Annotated in this window: 15 protein-coding genes; 12 read left to right on the top strand and 3 right to left on the bottom strand. The window is 50.4% G+C overall.

Translation table 11 applies throughout. The features are described from left to right. Positions 1-7: 7 nt before the first annotated feature. From B9Y77_RS06085 to B9Y77_RS06070, 4 genes are all read left to right on the top strand, one after another. Positions 8-598, top strand: a complete 591-nt coding sequence (locus tag B9Y77_RS06085) for an STAS domain-containing protein (RefSeq protein ID WP_254899940.1) — start codon at positions 8-10, stop codon at positions 596-598. Between the two features lie 132 nt (positions 599-730). Then, positions 731-1,516, top strand: coding sequence for a M23 family metallopeptidase (locus tag B9Y77_RS06080; RefSeq protein WP_254899939.1), 786 nt, complete (start codon positions 731-733; stop codon positions 1,514-1,516). 10 nt (positions 1,517-1,526) lie between these two features. After that, positions 1,527-2,639 (top strand): hypothetical protein, encoded by a 1,113-nt coding sequence (locus B9Y77_RS06075; protein ID WP_085490845.1) that lies wholly within the window; start codon positions 1,527-1,529, stop codon positions 2,637-2,639. Continuing rightward, complete coding sequence (locus tag B9Y77_RS06070; protein WP_014546929.1) at positions 2,636-3,358, top strand: NUDIX domain-containing protein; 723 nt, start codon at positions 2,636-2,638, stop codon at positions 3,356-3,358. The genes B9Y77_RS06075 and B9Y77_RS06070 overlap by 4 nt, the downstream gene beginning before the upstream one ends. Before the next feature lie 97 nt (positions 3,359-3,455). On the opposite strand, the gene B9Y77_RS06065 is transcribed toward B9Y77_RS06070, so the two are convergent. After that, the gene (locus tag B9Y77_RS06065) at positions 3,456-3,665 is read right to left on the bottom strand and encodes a hypothetical protein (RefSeq protein ID WP_073423247.1); all 210 of its coding nucleotides are present in this window, start codon (positions 3,663-3,665) and stop codon (positions 3,456-3,458) included. A gap of 187 nt (positions 3,666-3,852) precedes the next feature. Between B9Y77_RS06065 and B9Y77_RS06060 the strand changes: the two genes are divergently transcribed. The 8 genes from B9Y77_RS06060 to B9Y77_RS06025 all read left to right on the top strand — a co-directional run bounded on the left by B9Y77_RS06060 (position 3,853) and on the right by B9Y77_RS06025 (position 13,563). Then, entirely contained in the window at positions 3,853-5,460 is a 1,608-nt protein-coding gene (locus B9Y77_RS06060) for a fibro-slime domain-containing protein (protein WP_085490844.1), read from the top strand. 141 nt (positions 5,461-5,601) lie between these two features. Then, the gene (rimP, locus tag B9Y77_RS06055; RefSeq protein WP_014546932.1) at positions 5,602-6,054 is read left to right on the top strand and encodes a ribosome maturation factor RimP; all 453 of its coding nucleotides are present in this window, start codon (positions 5,602-5,604) and stop codon (positions 6,052-6,054) included. 13 nt (positions 6,055-6,067) lie between these two features. Then, positions 6,068-7,291 (top strand): transcription termination factor NusA, encoded by a 1,224-nt coding sequence (gene nusA, locus B9Y77_RS06050; RefSeq protein ID WP_085490843.1) that lies wholly within the window; start codon positions 6,068-6,070, stop codon positions 7,289-7,291. A gap of 81 nt (positions 7,292-7,372) precedes the next feature. Next, positions 7,373-10,462 carry a translation initiation factor IF-2 gene (gene infB, locus B9Y77_RS06045; RefSeq protein ID WP_254899938.1) on the top strand — a complete coding sequence of 1,030 codons (3,090 nt, stop codon included), beginning with the start codon at positions 7,373-7,375 and terminating at the stop codon, positions 10,460-10,462. Next, positions 10,462-10,815, top strand: a complete 354-nt coding sequence (rbfA, locus tag B9Y77_RS06040) for a 30S ribosome-binding factor RbfA (protein ID WP_014546935.1) — start codon at positions 10,462-10,464, stop codon at positions 10,813-10,815. Before infB ends, rbfA begins: the two co-directional genes overlap by 1 nt. Continuing rightward, positions 10,816-11,772, top strand: a complete 957-nt coding sequence (gene truB / locus B9Y77_RS06035) for a tRNA pseudouridine(55) synthase TruB (protein WP_085490841.1) — start codon at positions 10,816-10,818, stop codon at positions 11,770-11,772. Between the two features lie 15 nt (positions 11,773-11,787). After that, positions 11,788-12,681, top strand: coding sequence for a riboflavin biosynthesis protein RibF (ribF, locus tag B9Y77_RS06030; RefSeq protein WP_085490840.1), 894 nt, complete (start codon positions 11,788-11,790; stop codon positions 12,679-12,681). Between the two features lie 165 nt (positions 12,682-12,846). Further along, a complete protein-coding gene (locus B9Y77_RS06025) occupies positions 12,847-13,563 on the top strand; it encodes a fibrobacter succinogenes major paralogous domain-containing protein (RefSeq protein ID WP_085490839.1) in 717 nt (238 codons plus the stop codon). Between the two features lie 23 nt (positions 13,564-13,586). On the opposite strand, the gene B9Y77_RS06020 is transcribed toward B9Y77_RS06025, so the two are convergent. Beyond that, positions 13,587-14,135: a pyridoxamine 5'-phosphate oxidase family protein gene (locus B9Y77_RS06020; protein WP_085490838.1), complete on the bottom strand. Its 549-nt coding sequence runs from the start codon at positions 14,133-14,135 to the stop codon at positions 13,587-13,589. A gap of 58 nt (positions 14,136-14,193) precedes the next feature. After that, entirely contained in the window at positions 14,194-18,102 is a 3,909-nt protein-coding gene (locus B9Y77_RS06015) for an SNF2-related protein (protein WP_085490837.1), read from the bottom strand. Positions 18,103-18,150: the final 48 nt, after the last annotated feature.

The raw sequence follows: 18,150 nt of genomic DNA, 5'->3' as shown, positions 1-18,150 counted from the left end.
GGGCTACATGATGACTGAAACAAAAAATGTGGGTTTATTCCTTGTGCTTCCCGCTCCACTCAATCCGATTGGAGCTTTCGATGCCGAAACGTTCAAGGCGAATTTCCGTTCTTTGATGACGGAAAAAGCTGACGCCAAGTTTATAGGCGTAGATTTGTCCGGACTCGATTTTGTCTATAGCGATGCGTATAACGCCTTTATGCAGTTCCATCAGGAACTTTCCAAACGTAATGGTACGTTTGCGGTTCTTGCCGATAGGGAATCGCTAGCCAGGAGCTTAAAAAAGGTGGGGCTTGAACGCTTTATCCGTATATTCATGAGTGAAGCGGATATGGCTGCGTATCCTCGGGTCGAACAGGGGGTGGCTCCTGCTGAGGAACCTGCTAAAGCTGCTGTTGAGCCTGCAAAAAATGCTGCGGTCGAGAAACCCGCAGATGCTATTCTTCAGGCAAGCCCTGCTCCGCAAGCTCCGGTCGCTCCGAAAATCATGGATACAAATCCGCTAGTGGACGAGACTTCTTCTTCGAAGGGAACTCTTGTTGCGGTTTTGGTGCTTTTGCTGATTCTCATAGCGGTTGTATCTTATTTGGTCTTGTAACCGATGGCTGTTGAATTTTCTGAGTATCACGGTAAACGGAAAAGAAAACGGGAAGCTCGTAAATTTCCGCTAATTAGGATTATTATAGTCTTTTCATTGACTATTGCCGCCTATACCAATGGGTGGTTCCGTATGTTGGTGGATAAACTCCCGCTGCCTGGGAACGAAGAACCTGCACCTCCTGTTGTTGAGGATTGGATTGCGGGGTGTACTTCGTATGACGGGACTCCGTTTGAACTCAAGAATGACTATGCCCAGTGTTCGTGGATTGTAACCGACTCTTTGGCGCTTCCGAACACGTTCTTGCGCTATGTGAAAAATTTGGCGTCGGACGGGTCGAAAATTCATTGGGTGGCATCCAAGAAAGATTTTGGCGATGCTCTCCTGGTGGTCCTTGAAGATTCAACGCGCAATGTCTTTTTACACATGATGCGAGAGGATTCTTCGAAAGTCTGGATTTCGAGCAAGACGGGTTGCCTTTTCCCGGGGCCGTGCCCGCACGTGCCGCTCGGATGGTCTGCTCTTGCGATTGTAGACAACTTTGACTTTGAAGGCTTGGAACAGCTCTTGTCGGCGGACTTGTTTAAAGGTCTTGGGGAAGCTCCTATTTACCCTGTGCTTCCGGGTATTGTGCTTGAGGCAGGGCGCGATTCTCTTGGCATGTTTGTGGAACTCAATCACGGAAACGGGATTACTTCGCGCATGTTTGGCATCGGGTCCTGGAAGATGGCACCTACGGTGGGTAAAATGCTGAATGTTAGTGATGCCGTGGGGCGCCTCTCTCCGCAGGACAGTTCCTCGTTTTTCTTGACGGTGCGACAGAACGGCTTGTTTGTGCGTTGGAAAGATTTCTACAAGTTGACGCATCCGGTGGACTCCGCCCAAATTGCTAGTTTCAAAAAGAAGTTGCCTTTTTGAGTGAGTTTGTATGAACCCTAAGTCTGTCAAGTTTTCTCTTGTTTTTCTATTTTCCCTGCTGGTAGCTTTTTTCGCGTCTTGTGCTCAGGATGGCGATGGCCCGCTGGATGTGATGCCTAATGGACAATCTGTAGAAGGCAAGGGATTTTTTGAGGCGGCATCACTGGATTCTGGCAAGACGATTCATCTGATTTCGGATACGCTTTATATTACGCTTTCGAAGATTTGGTCTTTTTCGAATTGCTCGCTTACATCGATTGACTTGAATTATTCCTTTGATGATTCGGTTGTCGTTTTTGCGCCGACTGTGAATATCAAGGTTAATACGGACGATTGCCCATCGCCGATGTACCGCCCGGATTCGACGTTCAAGATGCTCACGAATAGTGTGTCTTCGAATATCACGAAGATCGTTGTGAAAAATGATGTGGATTCGCTTTTGGATTCCATTATGCTGCGTCGTGGAAAAATTGAACTCGATACGTTCCGCATCTTTGTGGATTCTGCATTTGCTGAACCTGCTTCACTTCCGTTACGCACGAAGGAATCTCCTTCGATTTTGCGAGTCTTGGATTCTCTGACTCCGCAGAAATTCCATTGGAGGACGCTCCGTGCAAACTGCACCATGCGTGTGGATATGTGCGATGAGGTTGTTGCAGATACGATTTATCCGTCGAGTTGGAGCGAAAATGATACGGCGCTTGTGCCGGTACGTTATGCTTGCGCATCTTCGGATTCCACGTACTGCCTGAGTTCTAAATGGGAATACGATTCGACATCTTTGGGTAAGATCATGGAACGCTTGGATACGGTTTGGCATACGAGCACGTATTACGTCGAAGAAATTCCCAAGTGCGCGATGATGAACGGCTTTTTGTATTCAGGTTTTACTTATGGTGCTAAAACTACGTTTGTACGGCAGCTTTTTGTGCCTGATGAAAGCGAACGTTCTTGTGGACCTTCGACAAAAGAAGACTGGGTGGCTTATCGCTTAGATAAAAATGCACTCGTACTCGAAAGCGAAGATGACGAAGAATCGCCTATAGATAGTTTGTATAATATTTGGAAGTCGGCGACGGTTGCAAACGATACGCTCCGCACCGATTCGACGGAGTCAAAATGATTGAATATACCTTTGCCGCTGAAATTGCCGAAGAAGACAAGCCTGTAATTCTTGAAAGCAAGATTTATAAGCAGTGGCTTGAAGCTTCTGAAAAAAAATTCAATATCACGAAGGTGCATTTTGCTTCGGTCGACTATTTTAGCAAGCGCCACGAACCGCTGTTCATCAAGCTGAATGCGACCGCTTTTTTGCCGGACGGCAAGCCGGTGCATGGGATTGTGCTTGTGCGTGGCCATGCCGTGGGTGTGCTTGTCGTGCTCCATTGCGAAGGCAAACGCTATTTGCTCTTGGTGCGCCAACCGCGATTTGCAATCTCGGAAACGGCGTCGCTTGAAATCCCGGCGGGGATTCTCGACTGGTCGGGCGATTTTCGCAAGGTGGCGCTCTCGGAACTTGAAGAAGAAGCGCAAATCAAGGCTAAGGATTCTGAACTGATTGACTTGATGGACTTCTGGTACAAGGGCTCAAGCGAAGGCTTTGCCGGGAGCTGTGGTCTTTTGGACGAGCGCATCCGCCTTTATGCGATTGAACGTAGCGTGACGCGCGAAGAACTTGAAGCGATGGATGGCAAGAACCAGACCTACACCGACGAGAACGAATGGATCCGTACGGAAGTTTTGCCGTACGAAGAAGCTGCTCACAAGTTCATTGATGGAAAGAACCTGATTGCGTTGTTCTTGTACGAACGCTGGCTCGAAGCCCAGAAAGTGTATTATTAGCTATTAGTTGTTTGTTTCTAGTTATTAGTTTGAAGTTAGGCGGCTATGCTGCAGTTACTATGCTAATGACCAATGACTATTGACTATTGACTAATGACTAGAAAATCGTATTGTTGATTGTAAGTCCTGCGAAGAATAGGATCAAGTAGCCGTACCAAAGTCCGGTCGGGACGTAGTTCAGTATACGCTTGTATTTTTTCGGTTCATCCTTATTCTTATCCTTGATTCGGATAATGTTCTTTTTGAGATAAAAACCGCAGAGCGCAAGCCCGCCGATGCTGATAAGGATGAGTAATACGTAAGCCATATACTAAATATAGCATAAAGCGAGCGTCGCGACAACAAGTTTACTTGTTGGCATGACCGAGCTGAGCTATATGCACTCCAACGGAGTGCCATATAGCATATTGGCAAAAAAATAATATATTTTAAGAACAAACTTTTATTCGGTGCTAGTGCGATTTTTGTCGCTATAGCTATAGTAAGGAGGAAAAATGAATAGGAATAAAAGAAAGATGGCACTAATTGTGCCTATGATGATGTTTTGCGCCGCTTGCTCAGAAGTTGACCCGGCGCCAGATGATCCTGTTAGTGGATCTCCAGAAAAAACGACTTGCCCTACGGATGGGGCTAGACCTCTTGCGAAAGAGGGGAGTAGTGCTGAAATTTCTTCGCTTAATTTAGATGTCGTTATTCGCGATTTTCAGCAGAATCATTCTGATTTTGAAAATTTCTCGGAAGAAACGGTTGAACATCTGGATGATATCTATAGCTATGAGAGTACAACCGGCGCTGCCATGAAAGCTTTTGGCTTTGATGAAGAATGGTATTCGGCTGCGGCTTATCATAGTTCATGTGGCAATATGTATTCTTTTGAAAAAAATGGTACTGGAATACAAATTGGCGTAGATGGCTTACCGATGCGGAAAAATCCTGTTTTGCCAGAGTATTTGCAGCAGGTTTCTGCGGGTCCGGTCTTGGAATACGGGGAATGCTTTCAGGTTGTGAATGTTCAATCTGGGATTAAGTTTTTACGCGGCTACAAAAATGCTCTTGGTAACGTGAATGGCGATAAGTGCTCTGATGAAAAAAATAATTGGGCAAACCCGGTTGTTTATACACCGGGCATGGTGAATCCTCATTTGTTGTTTAATAACATGGGCGATGACGGATCTGTCGATATGTATGATGTTGTCATCCAAAAGCTGAATGAACGCTGTGACAATAAGAACTTTGACCAGTGGTTTGTGGATGATCCTACTGTAAACAAGCGCGTCAATATGGTTCTTGAACTTCCGAAGTCCACAGACGAAAGTAATGACTTTGTTTACAATTTTAATTCTAATAATGGAGGGTTCTTCCCGCTAGATAGCGTGAATCCGGTGAATCATGAATGGGTAAGTGCAAAATCTTGTATTGAATTTATCCAGCCGACGGGTTCTTGTGAAGTCTTTGAACCTCAGTCGCTCTCTATTTTCTGTCCGCCTTATGATTATCAGTATGCAAGAACTCAGGAGGATCTGTCTGGTCAGAACACCTATAAGCTTTGTGCAGACTGGTTGAATGCGGGTGGTCCGCGTGCTGTAAATTCTAATGGTACTGGACATAGCGCCGCCTTGCAGGCCGCAATAGCAAATGGAAAACTTGGTTTGCAACACTTGCGCAATTATGGTTTTACCATGATGGGGTACATGAGTTTCCAGTATAAGGCGTCAAACCAGTTGCCGGAACCAGAAGAACTGAAGTTTGTTAGTAGTGGAGACTTGTGGGTGTTTGTCGATGGTGTTTTGGTCATTGATTTGGGCGGTACGCACATGCCTGCTCCGGGTAGTGTAAAAATACAGACTCTAGCCCAAAATAATCATGGTTGCCATATCGGAGAACCGTTAGCGCAGCATTCGAATTGTGAGGGGGCTTCTGATGTGACGGGCTGGGCGGATGGATCCTTGCACCATTTGCATTTCTTTGTCGCTAACCGTCAGACCGAAATCTCTGATTTCTCGATGTCGCTACCTTCGTCTTTTGCTGTTGATCCTGGAGAAATTGCAGGTTCTGGTGAATCGGATAAGAAGGGCGCTGATGACGAAAATTGCGTTAATTGACGCTAAAGTCATTTAGGAGAGTTGCCTAAGGGCAAAAAAATTTCTCTATTTGGTATGTACTGACGTTCGTGGGTTCAAATTTGGCTTGAACGAGCCGGATTCGGGCCCGAATACGAACGCCGTTTATTGTAAGAGGTTTATTTGGTCGCCCAAGAAAAACTGAATTCTCTCATTGCCGATGCATGCAAGTCCGCATCTGTTACGCTTGTGGAAGCTGATGTGTTCCGTGCTGGCAAACGCAAGACATTGCGAATCTTTATCGACAAGCCCGAAGGTGTTACTATCGATGACTGCACGAACGTGAGTCATTTCCTTTCGGATGCGCTGGACCTGGATCCCGAGTTGATCGAGGGCGCTTATACGCTTGAAGTTTCTTCTCCGGGAATAGACCGCCCCCTCAAGTCTATGGCGGATTTTGAACGCAACAAGGGGCGCCTGCTCCGTGTGACACGCTCGACGGGCAAGCCAGTGACTGGTGAACTTTTGAATGCCGACGAAGAAAATCTGACGCTCAAGCTCAAGGGCAATGCCGGCGAAATCGTCATACCGCGGTCCGAAGTGCTTTCGGCCAAGGTCGAAGTAGAAATTAAATAGGAAGGTCAACTATATGAAGAACGAACCGAAAGTAAACTTGCTCGACGTACTCAAGGAAGTCGTTGAAGACAAGAGTGTCGATGATTCCGTGATTTTGGACGCCCTCAAGAAGGCTCTTATTTCTGCGGCCCGCAAGTATCTGCACATCGAAAAGAAGATTAACGTCGATATCGACATGGAAACCAACGAAGTCCATGTGTTCTTGAACGTCGAAGTTGTTGATGACTATCCGGACTACGACCCGAACATGACTGCCGACGAAGTGGCTGAAATGGACGAAGGCTACATGCTCGTCGATGAAGCTCGCGACTTCAACGAAGATGCTCAGGCAGGCGACAGCCTTTATATGGAACTCCCGACCTCCTCCTTTGGTCGTCAGGCCATCCAGACTGCAAAGCAGCTCTTGACCCAGCACATCCGCAGTGCCGAATGCCAGCGCATCATGGACATCTACCGCAGCCGCATCGGTACGATCATCAACGGTACGGTGCTCCGTTTGGAACAACGTAATGTTATCGTTGACCTTGGCAACAAGATTGAAGCTGAGCTCCCGGCTCGCGAACAGATCCCGCACGAACGCTTGACTCAGGGCGCTTCTGTGAAGGCTGTGATTGCTCGCGTGGAAGAATCTACGAAGAGCGGTGCTCAGGTTATTTTGTCTAGATCCAACGCCGACTTCCTCAAGGCGCTTCTCCGTCAGGAAGTTCCGGAAATCTACGAAGGCACTGTCGAAATCAAGGCTGTTGCCCGTGACTCCAAGAATCGCCGTGCAAAGATTGCCGTCTATTCTCGTGACGAAAAGATTGACCCGGTTGGCGCTTGCGTCGGCATGAAGGGTGCTCGCGTGCAGACGATTGTCCGCGAACTCGGCAACGAACGTATCGACATCGTTCACTGGGACGAAAACTTCGATGTGTTCGTTCAGCGTTCCTTGGCTCCGGCTTCTGTCCTCAAGATGTTCCCGGTTCCGGATACGGACCGTATCGTGATCATCGTGGATGACGAAAACCTCGCTCAGGCTATCGGTAAGGGTGGCCAGAACGTGGAACTCGCCGGCCGTTTGGTGGATCGCAAGCTCGATGTCCATGGAGAACAGGAATGGTCTCAGATGGACGAAGAAGCCAAGAACAACATCCTCGCTCCGAACTATGAGGATGAAAGAAGAATGAGAGCGAAGCGTATGGACGAAGACAGAAAGGCAAAGGCCGCAGCTGTCAAGAAGGACGTGAACGCTTAAAAACTTTTGCGCAGGGCAAATAGTTTAACGGAAGAATAAGAAAAGGAATTGAATAGGCTATTCATGACGAATGAATCTCAAATGAAACCTAAGGATTGGGCTGATGCTCATGGATTGAAGGTTGATGTGGTGATGAAGCTGCTCCGCGATGCAGGCGTTGCAGTTCGTACCCATATGTCCAAATTGGATATGGCAGACTTTGCTAAAATCGAGGATGCTGCCGCTGCCGAAAAACAGAAGCAGGATGCCCGCAACAAGAATCTCAAGAGGCCGACCGCTTCTGAATCTGATTCTTCCGCTTCCGCTCCTGCAAAGAAGAAGGAAACGTCGGTTGCGACGAACAGACTTGGCTTGAAGGTGAGCCTCAAGAAAGGCCCGGGTCCCCGCAAGGAGGCTCCGAAGCCTGCTGCTAAACCGGAATTGAAATCCACGATTGCAAAACCCGCTGCTCCGGCTACCGTAAAACCGGCCGCCCCGGCCCCGGCACAAGTTGCACCGAAGCCTGCCGCACCTGCTCCGGCTCAAGTGGCTCCTGCCGCTCCGGCACCGAAGCCGGCAGCACCTGCTCCCGCACCGGCCGCAGCACCTGCTGCTCCGGCTGTTAAGCCCGCCGCTCCCGCCCCGGCCCCGGCACCTCAGGCAAAGCCTGCCGCCCCGGCGCCTGCACAAGCCGCTCCGAAGCCCGCTGCTCCTGCTCCGGCTGCAAAGCCTGCCGCTCCGGCCGTCGCAAAGCCCGCTGCTCCGCAGCCGACTATGATGTCTGCTACGACGGAACTCAAGCAGCCGCCGATGAAGGCTCAGGTCTTCAAGCCCGATGCAGCAATCCTTGCCCGTATCGAAAAGTCTCGCCAGCAGGCTCAGGCCGCTCGCAACAACCATCGCCCGAATGGCGGAAACCGCAATGGCGGCAATGGCCAGGGTTACACGGGTACGTTTGGCCGTCTCTCGAACAACGGCAATGGCGGTAACGATAACCGCAACAATAACAACAATAATCGTCGCCCGAACGGCGGTAACGCTAGCAGCAGTAGCCGCGGCTATACCGGTCGTAACGGTGGATTCTCCAGCGGTTCCATGCAGGAAGCTTTCAATGCTTCCAACAACAATAACCAGTCTCTCGGTCAGAACAACCAGAATGGTAAGGGCAATGGCAAGGGTCAGAACGGCCGCCATGGCAACGACAAGAACCGCCGCAGCAATACTAAGGACCGTCAGGAAATGCAGAGGGAACAGCAGCAGGAAGCCGTTCGTCAGAACGTTTCCCGCGTGATGGCATCCCTCTCCAAGAACCCGGTCAAGAAAGTTTATCACAAGGAACATTCCGAAAACAACTCGGGTGAAGAAAAGAAGATCCTCAAGACTTCTGACTTCATTACCGTGGGCGAACTCGCAGGTCTCATGGACCAGATGCCGGCACGCGTCATTGCAAAGTGCATGGAAATGGGCATGATGGTGACCATCAACGCTCGCCTTGATTTCGAAACGATCCAGATTTTGGCTGATGAATTCGGTTACGAAGCTCAGCTGATGGAAGAATACGAAGAAGAAGCTCTCGGCATCGAGGAAGAATCTCAGGAAAATCTCCAGCCGCGTCATCCGGTGGTTACCGTTATGGGCCACGTTGACCATGGTAAGACTTCTCTCCTCGACTGGATTCGTAAGACCCACGTGGTGTCCGGCGAATCGGGTGGCATTACGCAGCACATCGGTGCATACGAAGTCACCACCAAGCAGGGCAAGGTTACCTTCCTCGATACTCCGGGTCACGAAGCCTTCAGTGCTATGCGTGCTCGCGGTTCCCAGGTGACCGACGTTATCGTTCTCGTCGTAGCTGCTGACTCCATGGTGATGCCGCAGACGGTTGAATGTATTGAACTTGCAAAGCGCGAAAACGTCCCGATGGTCGTTGCCATTACAAAGATGGACCTCCCGACCGCAAACCCGGACAAGATTCGCGCCCAGCTCGCAGAACGCGGTGTGGAAGTCGAACAGTGGGGCGGTCAGACCAGCTGTATCGAAGTTTCTGCTCGTACGGGTCAGGGCATGGATGTCCTCCTTGAAACGCTCGCTCTCGAAGCTGAAATTCTTGAACTTAAAGCCAATCCGGATACGCACGCCCGTGGCGCTGTCGTTGAATCCAAGCTCGACGTGGGTAAGGGTTCCATGGCTACGATCCTCGTGCAGAACGGTACGCTCCATGTGGGTGACCCGTTTGTTTGCGGTATCTACGCTGGCCGTGTCCGTGCCATGTTTAACGAACGCGGTGAACAGATGAAGGAAGCTCCTCCTTCTGCTCCGTGTCAGGTGCTCGGCTTTGACGGTACTCCGCAGGCCGGTGACGAACTTGTCGTGGTGGAAGACGAAAAGACCGCACGTGAAATTGCTTCCAAGCGCCGTATGGCTGCTCGTGAACGCGATCTCCGCGCCCGTAAGACGGTCTCTCTCGAAAACTCCTTCAACGCAAAGAAGGAAGGTACGCTCTCCGAACTCAACCTCATCGTCAAGGCCGACGTGGGTGGTTCTGCAGAAGCTTTGGCCGCTTCCCTCGAAAAGCTTACCAACAAGGAAGTCCGCGTCAACATCATCCGCAAGGGCGTGGGTACGATTACTGAATCCGATATCCTGTTTGCAACGACCGCACAGGCTATCATTATTTCCTTCCACCTTATGCCGTCTCTCGCTGTCCGCGAAATGGCTCAGAAGGAAGGCATCGAAATCCGCAACTACCGCGTGATTTACGACTGCATTGAAGATATCAAGAACGCTGTGGAAGGCCTCCTCAAGCCGATCATGCGCGAAGAACTCGTTGGCGAAGCCGAAATCCGCCAGGTGTTCAAGGTCCCGAAGGTCGGTCTCATCGCTGGCTGTATGGTTACCGACGGCGAAGTCGACCGCACGAGCCATGTCCGCGTTTACCGCAACGGTATCGAACTCGGTACGACCGTGGTTCAGTCCTTGAAGCGTATGAAGGACGACGTCAAGTCTGTCGCTCGTGGCTTCGAGTGCGGTATCGGCCTCAAGGGTTACGACGATATCAAGGAAGGCGATAGCCTCATCTTCTTCAAGGAAGTCAAGGTCGCCCGTACGTTGGAAGACGTTGCCCGCGAAGAAGCTGAAGAAAAGGCAAAGAAGGCTGCTGAAGAAGCTGCCGCAGCGAAGGAAAACGCTTAATGACTCGTAGAACCGATAGATTAGGCGAGCAGTTCCGCGAAGAGATCTCCAAGCTCATCCAGAAGGGCTTGAAGGATCCGCGCGTGAGCACTCTCGCGAGCATTACCCGTGTGGACATTACTGAAGACCTGAGCTATGCAAAGGCCCTCGTCTCGGTGATGGGTTCCGATAAAGAAAAGCGCGATACGCTTGTCGGACTCAACAATTCCGCCGGCTTTATCCGTGGCGTCTTGGGCAAGGCCTTGAAGATTTTCAAGGTTCCGGAGCTCAAGTTCGTTCTTGACGAAAATCTCGAACATGCCATGCACATTGAAGAAATCCTTGCAGAACTGAAGCAGAAAGGGGAACTTTAATTGTCCTCTTCCGGCTTCGTCCTCTTGGACAAAATTGCAGGTGAAACATCTTTTAAGGCCCTTTTCCCTCTGAAAAGGGTCTTTTGTACTAAACGCGTGGGCCACGCGGGTACGCTCGATTTGCGTGCAAGCGGGCTCATTATTGCTGCCACTGGTCGTGCAACGCGCCTTTTGCCCTACATTGAGGCGAAGGACAAGTGCTATACGTTCAGGCTCCACCTTGGCTACGAAACCGACACCCTGGAATGGGACGGGGAAGTCGTGGAACAGGATAAGATGGGTTGTCATCCTGGAGCCGAAGGCGATAGGATCCAGTGCGGAGTGCCTTCGGTGACGCGTGCGGACCTCGAAGCGGTTTTGCCGCAGTTCATTGGCGACATTGACCAGGTTCCGCCGAATTACAGTGCTGTGAAAATCGACGGACATCGCGCAAGCGACTTGGCAAATCGTGGTCGTGAAATTGAACTCAAGCCACGCCGCATCCATATCGAATCGCTCAAAGTCGTGGGCGAGGGGCTTGTGACGGAAGGCTGCACTGGCAAGAGCTTTGCCTCGTTTGATTTGGAATGCAACTGTAGCAAGGGAACGTACATCCGTTCGCTCGGTCGTGATTTGGCCCGTGCGCTTGGAACGTGCGGCTGCGTCTCGATGATCCGCCGCCATCGCATTGGCGATGTGACTGTGGATCGTGCTGTTCGCGGGGACGCTCTCACGCCGGAACATTTGCTCCCTGTGGACCAGGTGCTTGATTTTCCGGTTGTTCGCTTGAATGACGACCAGGTGAAAGCGATTCGTTTAGGAAATTGGGTGCCGTGGCGCACTCCTGTTGAAAATTTAAGCACGACGCCTGGGTCGGAAAAGTTTGTCTTTACCGCCGATAAAGATGGCGCTGTGATTGGGCTTGGCGTTTATGACCCGGGCCGCATTTGCCCCAAGTTCTTTTTAGGTGATGATTAAAAAGGTGATGATTGGATGAAACGCGCTGTGACAATGGGTAATTTTGACGGATGCCATTTGGGGCACCAGGCGCTTTTCCGTACGCTGAAAGCGGTTGCCGAAGTGAACCATTTGCAGCCGACGGTCATCAGCTTTGAACCCCATTCTAATTACGTCTTGCGTGGGCCGGGCGATCCGTTGCTCCTCACGACGACCGAAGAAAAACGCGAATTCGTCGAGAGCCTCGGTATTGAATTTTTGGTTTTGCCGTTCACGCACGAATTGGCAAAACTCCCGTTTGATAAATTTGTCCGCACGGAACTGATTGAAAAGCGCGAAGTCGTTTCGATGTTTTTTGGACATGACCATTGCTTTGGCGCTGGCGGCAAAGGCAATTACGAGACGATTACCGCTGCGTTCCCGGAACTCTCGACGCAGATGCTTTCAATGGTTTTGCACAAGGGCGAACGCGTGAGCTCTTCTGCAGTGCGCAATGCGCTTTTGAACGGCGATGTGGACCGCGCGCAGACTTATCTGGGGCGCCCGTATCGCTTGTCTGGAACTGTTGTGGTAGGCAAGCGCCTTGGTCATACGATCGGGTTTCCGACGGCTAATGTGCAGATGGAACAGTTCAAGTTCTTGCCGAAAGGCGGCGTGTATGTTGCAAGCGCAAGACTCTCGGACGGTCGCATTTATCGCTCTGTCGTGAACATCGGAACGCAACCGACAACGCCCGGAACGCATAACCTTGCGGTCGAAGCGTATCTGCTTGACTTTAACGAAGACATTTACGGCCAGCACTTAGCGCTGGACTTGCTCGCCTTCTTGCGCCCTGAAAAGAAATTCGCAAGCATTGAAGATTTGGTTCGCCAAATCGGCATGGACGCGGACACCGCCAAGAATTACAACGGAAACCATTGGGCGGAGTAGAGAACTAGCATGAGCAACTTGTAAATAATCTTTACGAGTTGCCTTTTTTTTCACATGTTCCAAAACGGAACATGTGCTATCGTAAAACACATGAGCGAAAATAAAAACTTGACAATGTATCGCTCTTTTTTACATTTAGTAGTGCTTTTGCTAAGGTGTAGTGTTATGACCAAACAAATTTTGTTATTTGCTCCTGTTCTGTTGCTGTGGGCGTGTGGTGATTCTTCGTCAGATTCTGTGGGCACGTCTCCAATTCAGGCTGCGGAAATAATCCCATTCACTGATTCTCGCGATGGGCAGGTCTATAAAACGGTTGTCATCGGTTCGCAGACATGGATGGCCGAAAATCTGAACTACGAAACAAAAGGCAGCTGTTGCGTTAGATGCGCCGAGATGAAGACCGTAAATGTGAACTACGCACCAGGTGGCTACTTCACCCAGAGCTACTGCGCAAAATGCGCCGAGTACGGTGGTCGCCTGTACACGTGGGATGTGGCGACAACGGCTTGCCCTAGTGGTTGGCACCTGCCAAGCCAAGACGAGTGGAGTACCCTATTCAATGCAGTCAAACTCGGCGACCCACTGGCACACATCGATACAAGACTCAAGTCCACAACCGATTGGAATAATTACGGCAATACGGATGATTTCTCGTTTTCGGCGTTGCCTGTTGGCCACAGCGGTATCAGTGTTGGTCCCTATGGCTCGGGCGACTGTTATAATCACGAGGGCACGGGCGACTATGCGTACTTCTGGAGTTCTACAGAGGTCGATAACTTGACTGCGTACTACATGTACTTGTCCAAATATGGTAACGCGGCAATAAGCACATTCGACTTCGGCAAGAGCAGTGGCTTTTCTGTTCGTTGTGTCAAGGACTAAATGTGTAGCGTGCTAGGATTTTTCTAGCACTTTTGTGCCTTGTCGTTTTTCGCTTTTCCGGTAAAGTTAGTGCTCGTTATCTTGAAAACGGTCACGGTGGCGGCTTGTTCGGGCGTGAATTCGAACTTGTGCGGGATCGCTGATTGCGAGGAATGCGCGGAATCTGGGTGGTGAGGCTCATGGGCGGCTTGTCGTTTCATTAGGAGCGAGAGTCCACGGCATTTTTCGGCGATGTCTTCGACGATTTCAGCTTTGCCTTGCCCGACAACGCTTGCATAAAAGCGCCCGCTCTTGCAATATGCTTCTTCGTGAATCTCGATGCGATTCTCCACGCACATGCTGAACGCGACATTCGGATTTTTGCGGATGCAGTCGAGCTTTTTGCCGACATGTGCACAATGGAAATACAGTTCCAGAACACCGCTGTTAAGGCTGTATCCGAATGACAATGGAATCACGTAGGGCATGCTTGGGTCTGCATCATCAGTCATTGCGACATGACAAGTTGTACATTGTTCGATAATCTTTGCGATGTTTTCGTCGCCTAAAACTTCTCTGTCCTTGCGCCGCATTTTTCCTCAACTTTTTACTGTTTGGATTTAAATATAATATAGGTTTCGATTTAAATTTCTACACAATCGTGTTGTCCAGGCAGAAGACTTCGGCGAGTTGCTTGTCGTCCATGTCGGCGAGCCATGTTTCGCCAGCGTTCACGGTCAAGTTGGCGATGGCTTTTTTGGTTTCGAGGAGGGAGTTGATCTTCTCTTCGAAGGTGCCTTTGGTGATAAAGCGGTGGACTTGGACGTTGCGCTTTTGCCCGATACGGAAGGCGCGGTCGGTGGCTTGCGCTTCGATGGCGGGGTTCCACCACAAATCGTAATGGATGACTTGCGAGGCGGCGACGAGGTTGAGACCGGTGCCACCAGCCTTGAGCGAGAGTATGAGCACTTTGCAGTCCGGGTTTTCCTGGAAATCCTGGATCATTTCGGAGCGCTGCGTTTGTGTGCAACCGCCGTGGTAGAAATGCGTGCGGAGGCCGAGTTCGCTTTCAATGGTTGATTTCAGCAGGTGGCCCATTTCGGCGAATTGCGTGAAGATGAGCGTCTTTTCGCCTTGCTCTTGGATGGAGGTGAGAAGGTCCAAGAGCATTTGCATCTTGCCGGATTCGAGCTTATTGGACTTTTGGGGCGCGGCGCTTTCTGTAGGGACTGCCGCGGCGTCTTGTGCTGAGGTTGTGGCGAGGCCTTTTAGGAATGTGGCGGGGTGGTTGCAGATTTGCTTGAGCGCAAGAATCATCTGCAAAATAATGCCCTTGCGCTTGAATAGTGCGTGGGCATCGTTTGCCTTTTCGCTGAGCGCCTGCTCCATCTCAAGCTCTTGCATAAAGTGTTCGAGCGTTTTTTGATAAAGGGCGGCTTGTGAGCGCGTGAGTTCGGCGTATTCGTCCTGGATGATTTTGTCGGGCAAGTCGCTGATGATGCTCTTGTCGGTCTTGAGGCGGCGCAGCATGAACGGTGCTGTGATTTTGCGGAACGTTTCGGCAACGACTTGATTGCCGTTCTTTTGAATCGGCGTTTCGAACTTTTCGCGGAATTCACTTGCGCTCGGGAAGAATCCGTGGTTTGCAAAATCCATGATGGTCCAGAATTCCATGAGGCGATTTTCGACAGGGGTACCACTCATGGCAATTTTCATGGGGGCGCGCATCCGACGGAGCAATTTACTCTGTTCGCTATCGGCGTTCTTGATATTTTGAGCTTCGTCGATGATAATCGTTTGCCATTCGTGCTTGTCGAGTTCAGCAAAGTCCTTGCGGAACGTGGCGTACGTCGTGAGCAATACGTCGGCGCTGAACTTTTGCAAGTCGCGGCGGCCTCCGTGGTACGCAAAGAACGTGAGTTCTGGAGCAAACTTCTTGATTTCGACTTGCCAGTTGCAAAGGAGGCCGGCGGGCATCACGACGATGGCTTTTTTCTCCGCGAACTTGCCTTCCTGTTTCATCTTGAGGAGGAACGTAATGACTTGCAGCGTCTTGCCAAGACCCATGTCATCGGCGAGAATGCAACCGAATCCGATTTCCAGATTCTTGTACATCCAGGAGTAGCCGCGCATTTGGTAGGGGCGGAGTGTTGCATTCAGATTCTCGGGCAACGGAATATCTGTTTCGGCGCGCCAGGCATCGAACTGCTGCTTGAAATCGCTCGCCATTTCAACCGGGATGTTGTCGCATTCGCCGGTGAAGCAAGCTTGTACGAGTTTGGCTTGCGTGATTTCTGGAACGGAATCTTCTTCGAGGATTTCGTCTGTGGAGGTCGCGGCGTTTTCCGCGGCATTTTCAGAAGACGTTCCCGCATCATCCCTAGCTGCTTTTTTGCCTTTGCTGTTTTTCGCAGACTCTCCGGACTTGCCTTCAATTTTATCGCGGATGGATTGCAAATCCTGTTCGGTAATTTGCACGTAACTGGACTTGTATTTTAAAAGTCCGTCCGCTTGTTCGGCGAGTTCCAAGAATTCCTTTGCTGAAATATTTTCGTCTCCGATGGCGATTTCCCAATCGAAGTCAAGCAGGTCGCCAGCAGTAAATGCACCAAAGCTCATGCTGCCTTGCAAGCGCATCTTGGGCTTCGGCTTTCCGATGTTCAAAAGGTTCTTTGGAATTTCCGTCTGGATGCCGAACAGTTGGAGTTTTTTGAGGCAATCCTGCAAAAAGTCGAGGAGTTCGGCGCCTCGCATCAAAATGGGTTCGCTTGCACGGCGTTCCAAGTATGCATCGAGCGGCTTGAAGCCATCGGCAATGCCGTTCAGAACGCTCATAATCGAGAGCAGTCGCGAGTCGTTGTTTTCGAATAGTTCCGAAAGTGGCGTGCGTCTTGCGATATTTCCGGCGGCACTCGCAGCGTCTTCGTCTAGCACAAAAACGTCCAGCGCCACATCTTCATCCTTTTCGCTACAGACAAAGAGAATCTGCGTACGACAACCGAGGCAAGAATATACCGAAAGCCATTGCTGGATTTTCCCCGGAATGGCATGTGAGTTGTTCGCTAGCTTTCCCGAAACGCTATCGAAAAAGAACGAGAGCAAATTGCCGTGATTCGTCTTGATCGGCGTCTTGTACTTGCGTGCAAATTTCAAGAGCTGCGAGATGAACAGCGAAAGAATGTGCTCGGCGGGTTCTGCAATTTCGAAGAAGGATTCTTCTTTGCTTGTCCACGCGAGTTCTCGCGGGGCGGTAACTTCAAGGTCTGCGACAATGTACAAAATCTCGGGGAGCATCTCGGCGGGGAGCCAGCGCATTTGAGCCACGTCTTTCCCTATCCAGAAAACTTGCGGGTAAATCGCTCCGGTGCGCACAAGGTAAAACGCCACTTGCAACATCAAGTGCAAGTAACGCACGGAGTAATGGTGCCACGAAAAATTCCCGGCGCTCAGGCAGCAAAGTGCGCCCATCACGTTTGTGACGGTGAGGTTGCTATTGATAACTTTGTCTGCCATCGACTGCTCGAAATTCCAATGCCATCCGGGCTTGTGGAACAGTCGCAGTTGCTCGTTTTCCATTAGGAACGTCTTTGCGTTGTTCACGCGGAACTGTTCCGAGAATGCGTCGAAATTATCAAAGCCGGTAAAGAACTTGTGGCATGATTCTAGTTCATCTGTAAAACTCTTGCGGAAATTCCCGGCGGGGCAGAACTTCGGGAAGTTTTGCAACATCGCGGGCAGAATGTGTGAGTAGTCTTTCCAACTCTTGAAATCGAATGTCGGCAGTTGCTTGGGCGGGATGCTGTTTTGCGATTCGCGGCCCGAGCCTTTATACCCACCAAATAAACTAGCACTCGCGTCTTCTGCGTGAGAAAGTTCGGCGGCGTGCCTTGCTTCTTGTTCTGCGCGCTCGTCGCTATCCCCGTTGCCATTCTCGGTGGCATTTCCCGAAACGCTCGCAGCATCCGTGCTTGCAGCATTCCCTACGAGTCTCGTCGCTTTGCTGAACGACCTTATGAGATTTGTTTCGCTGGGCGCTTCCATTTCCATCGCGTCCGGCTTGTAGTCCTTGATAAATTCCAGGTCGAGTCCGTGAATCTTGAAAAGGACGTTAGGCTCTTTGTCTGCCTGTTCTGCGATTTTCAAAAACGTGGCAATGAGGTATTTGCATGGGCGTTCATCGCGGCAGTCGCAACCCATGTTGACTTTGGCGGGGTCATCAAAAAGCTGGAGACCGCTTTTGTTCATCAGGAGTTCAAGCGAAGGGCTAAGCGCCTTGTTGTTCAACGCCAAAAGTTCCGCAGGCTGCTGCTTCAAAAAGTTCACGAAAATTTCGGAAGATTCTTTTGAAAATTTCGGGAAGACGATGTAGTTGTTGTGGAGCCCGCCATTCGGACCCTTTACCACAGAAATCACGCGGTTGTCAACTATATCGATGCTTGTGACTTGACCACGGGCGGCGAACTTGATTCCCTGCAAAATAGCTTGCTCGCTTGCCGTTGCAAGAATCGAGTTTAGCCACTTGTTTGCCCACCATGTCTTACCATAACTTCCAAAATCCATGCGCCCAAATATAGTAAAAACTGCACAAATGAACAAATGAAGTGCGGT

Origin of the sequence: Fibrobacter sp. UWB13, assembly GCF_900177805.1 — a bacterium.
Taxonomy (GTDB): Bacteria; Fibrobacterota; Fibrobacteria; order Fibrobacterales; family Fibrobacteraceae; genus Fibrobacter.
Note: the sequence above shows the minus strand (reverse complement) of the source record. Positions and strands in the feature narration are given on the sequence as shown.

Bases quoted from the DNA above. Each gene is read 5' to 3' on its own strand.
- ribF (WP_085490840.1), top strand. From the start codon at position 11,788: ATGAAACGCGCTGTGACAATGGGTAATTTTGACGGATGCCATTTGGGG.
- B9Y77_RS06015 (WP_085490837.1), bottom strand. From the start codon at position 18,102: ATGGATTTTGGAAGTTATGGTAAGACATGGTGGGCAAACAAGTGGCTA.
- B9Y77_RS06085 (WP_254899940.1), top strand. From the start codon at position 8: ATGATGACTGAAACAAAAAATGTGGGTTTATTCCTTGTGCTTCCCGCT.
- B9Y77_RS06020 (WP_085490838.1), bottom strand. From the start codon at position 14,135: ATGCGGCGCAAGGACAGAGAAGTTTTAGGCGACGAAAACATCGCAAAG.
- rbfA (WP_014546935.1), top strand. From the start codon at position 10,462: ATGACTCGTAGAACCGATAGATTAGGCGAGCAGTTCCGCGAAGAGATC.
- nusA (WP_085490843.1), top strand. From the start codon at position 6,068: ATGAAGAACGAACCGAAAGTAAACTTGCTCGACGTACTCAAGGAAGTC.
- B9Y77_RS06080 (WP_254899939.1), top strand. From the start codon at position 731: ATGTTGGTGGATAAACTCCCGCTGCCTGGGAACGAAGAACCTGCACCT.
- B9Y77_RS06065 (WP_073423247.1), bottom strand. From the start codon at position 3,665: ATGGCTTACGTATTACTCATCCTTATCAGCATCGGCGGGCTTGCGCTC.
- B9Y77_RS06070 (WP_014546929.1), top strand. From the start codon at position 2,636: ATGATTGAATATACCTTTGCCGCTGAAATTGCCGAAGAAGACAAGCCT.
- B9Y77_RS06075 (WP_085490845.1), top strand. From the start codon at position 1,527: ATGAACCCTAAGTCTGTCAAGTTTTCTCTTGTTTTTCTATTTTCCCTG.
- B9Y77_RS06025 (WP_085490839.1), top strand. From the start codon at position 12,847: ATGACCAAACAAATTTTGTTATTTGCTCCTGTTCTGTTGCTGTGGGCG.
- infB (WP_254899938.1), top strand. From the start codon at position 7,373: ATGAAACCTAAGGATTGGGCTGATGCTCATGGATTGAAGGTTGATGTG.
- B9Y77_RS06060 (WP_085490844.1), top strand. From the start codon at position 3,853: ATGAATAGGAATAAAAGAAAGATGGCACTAATTGTGCCTATGATGATG.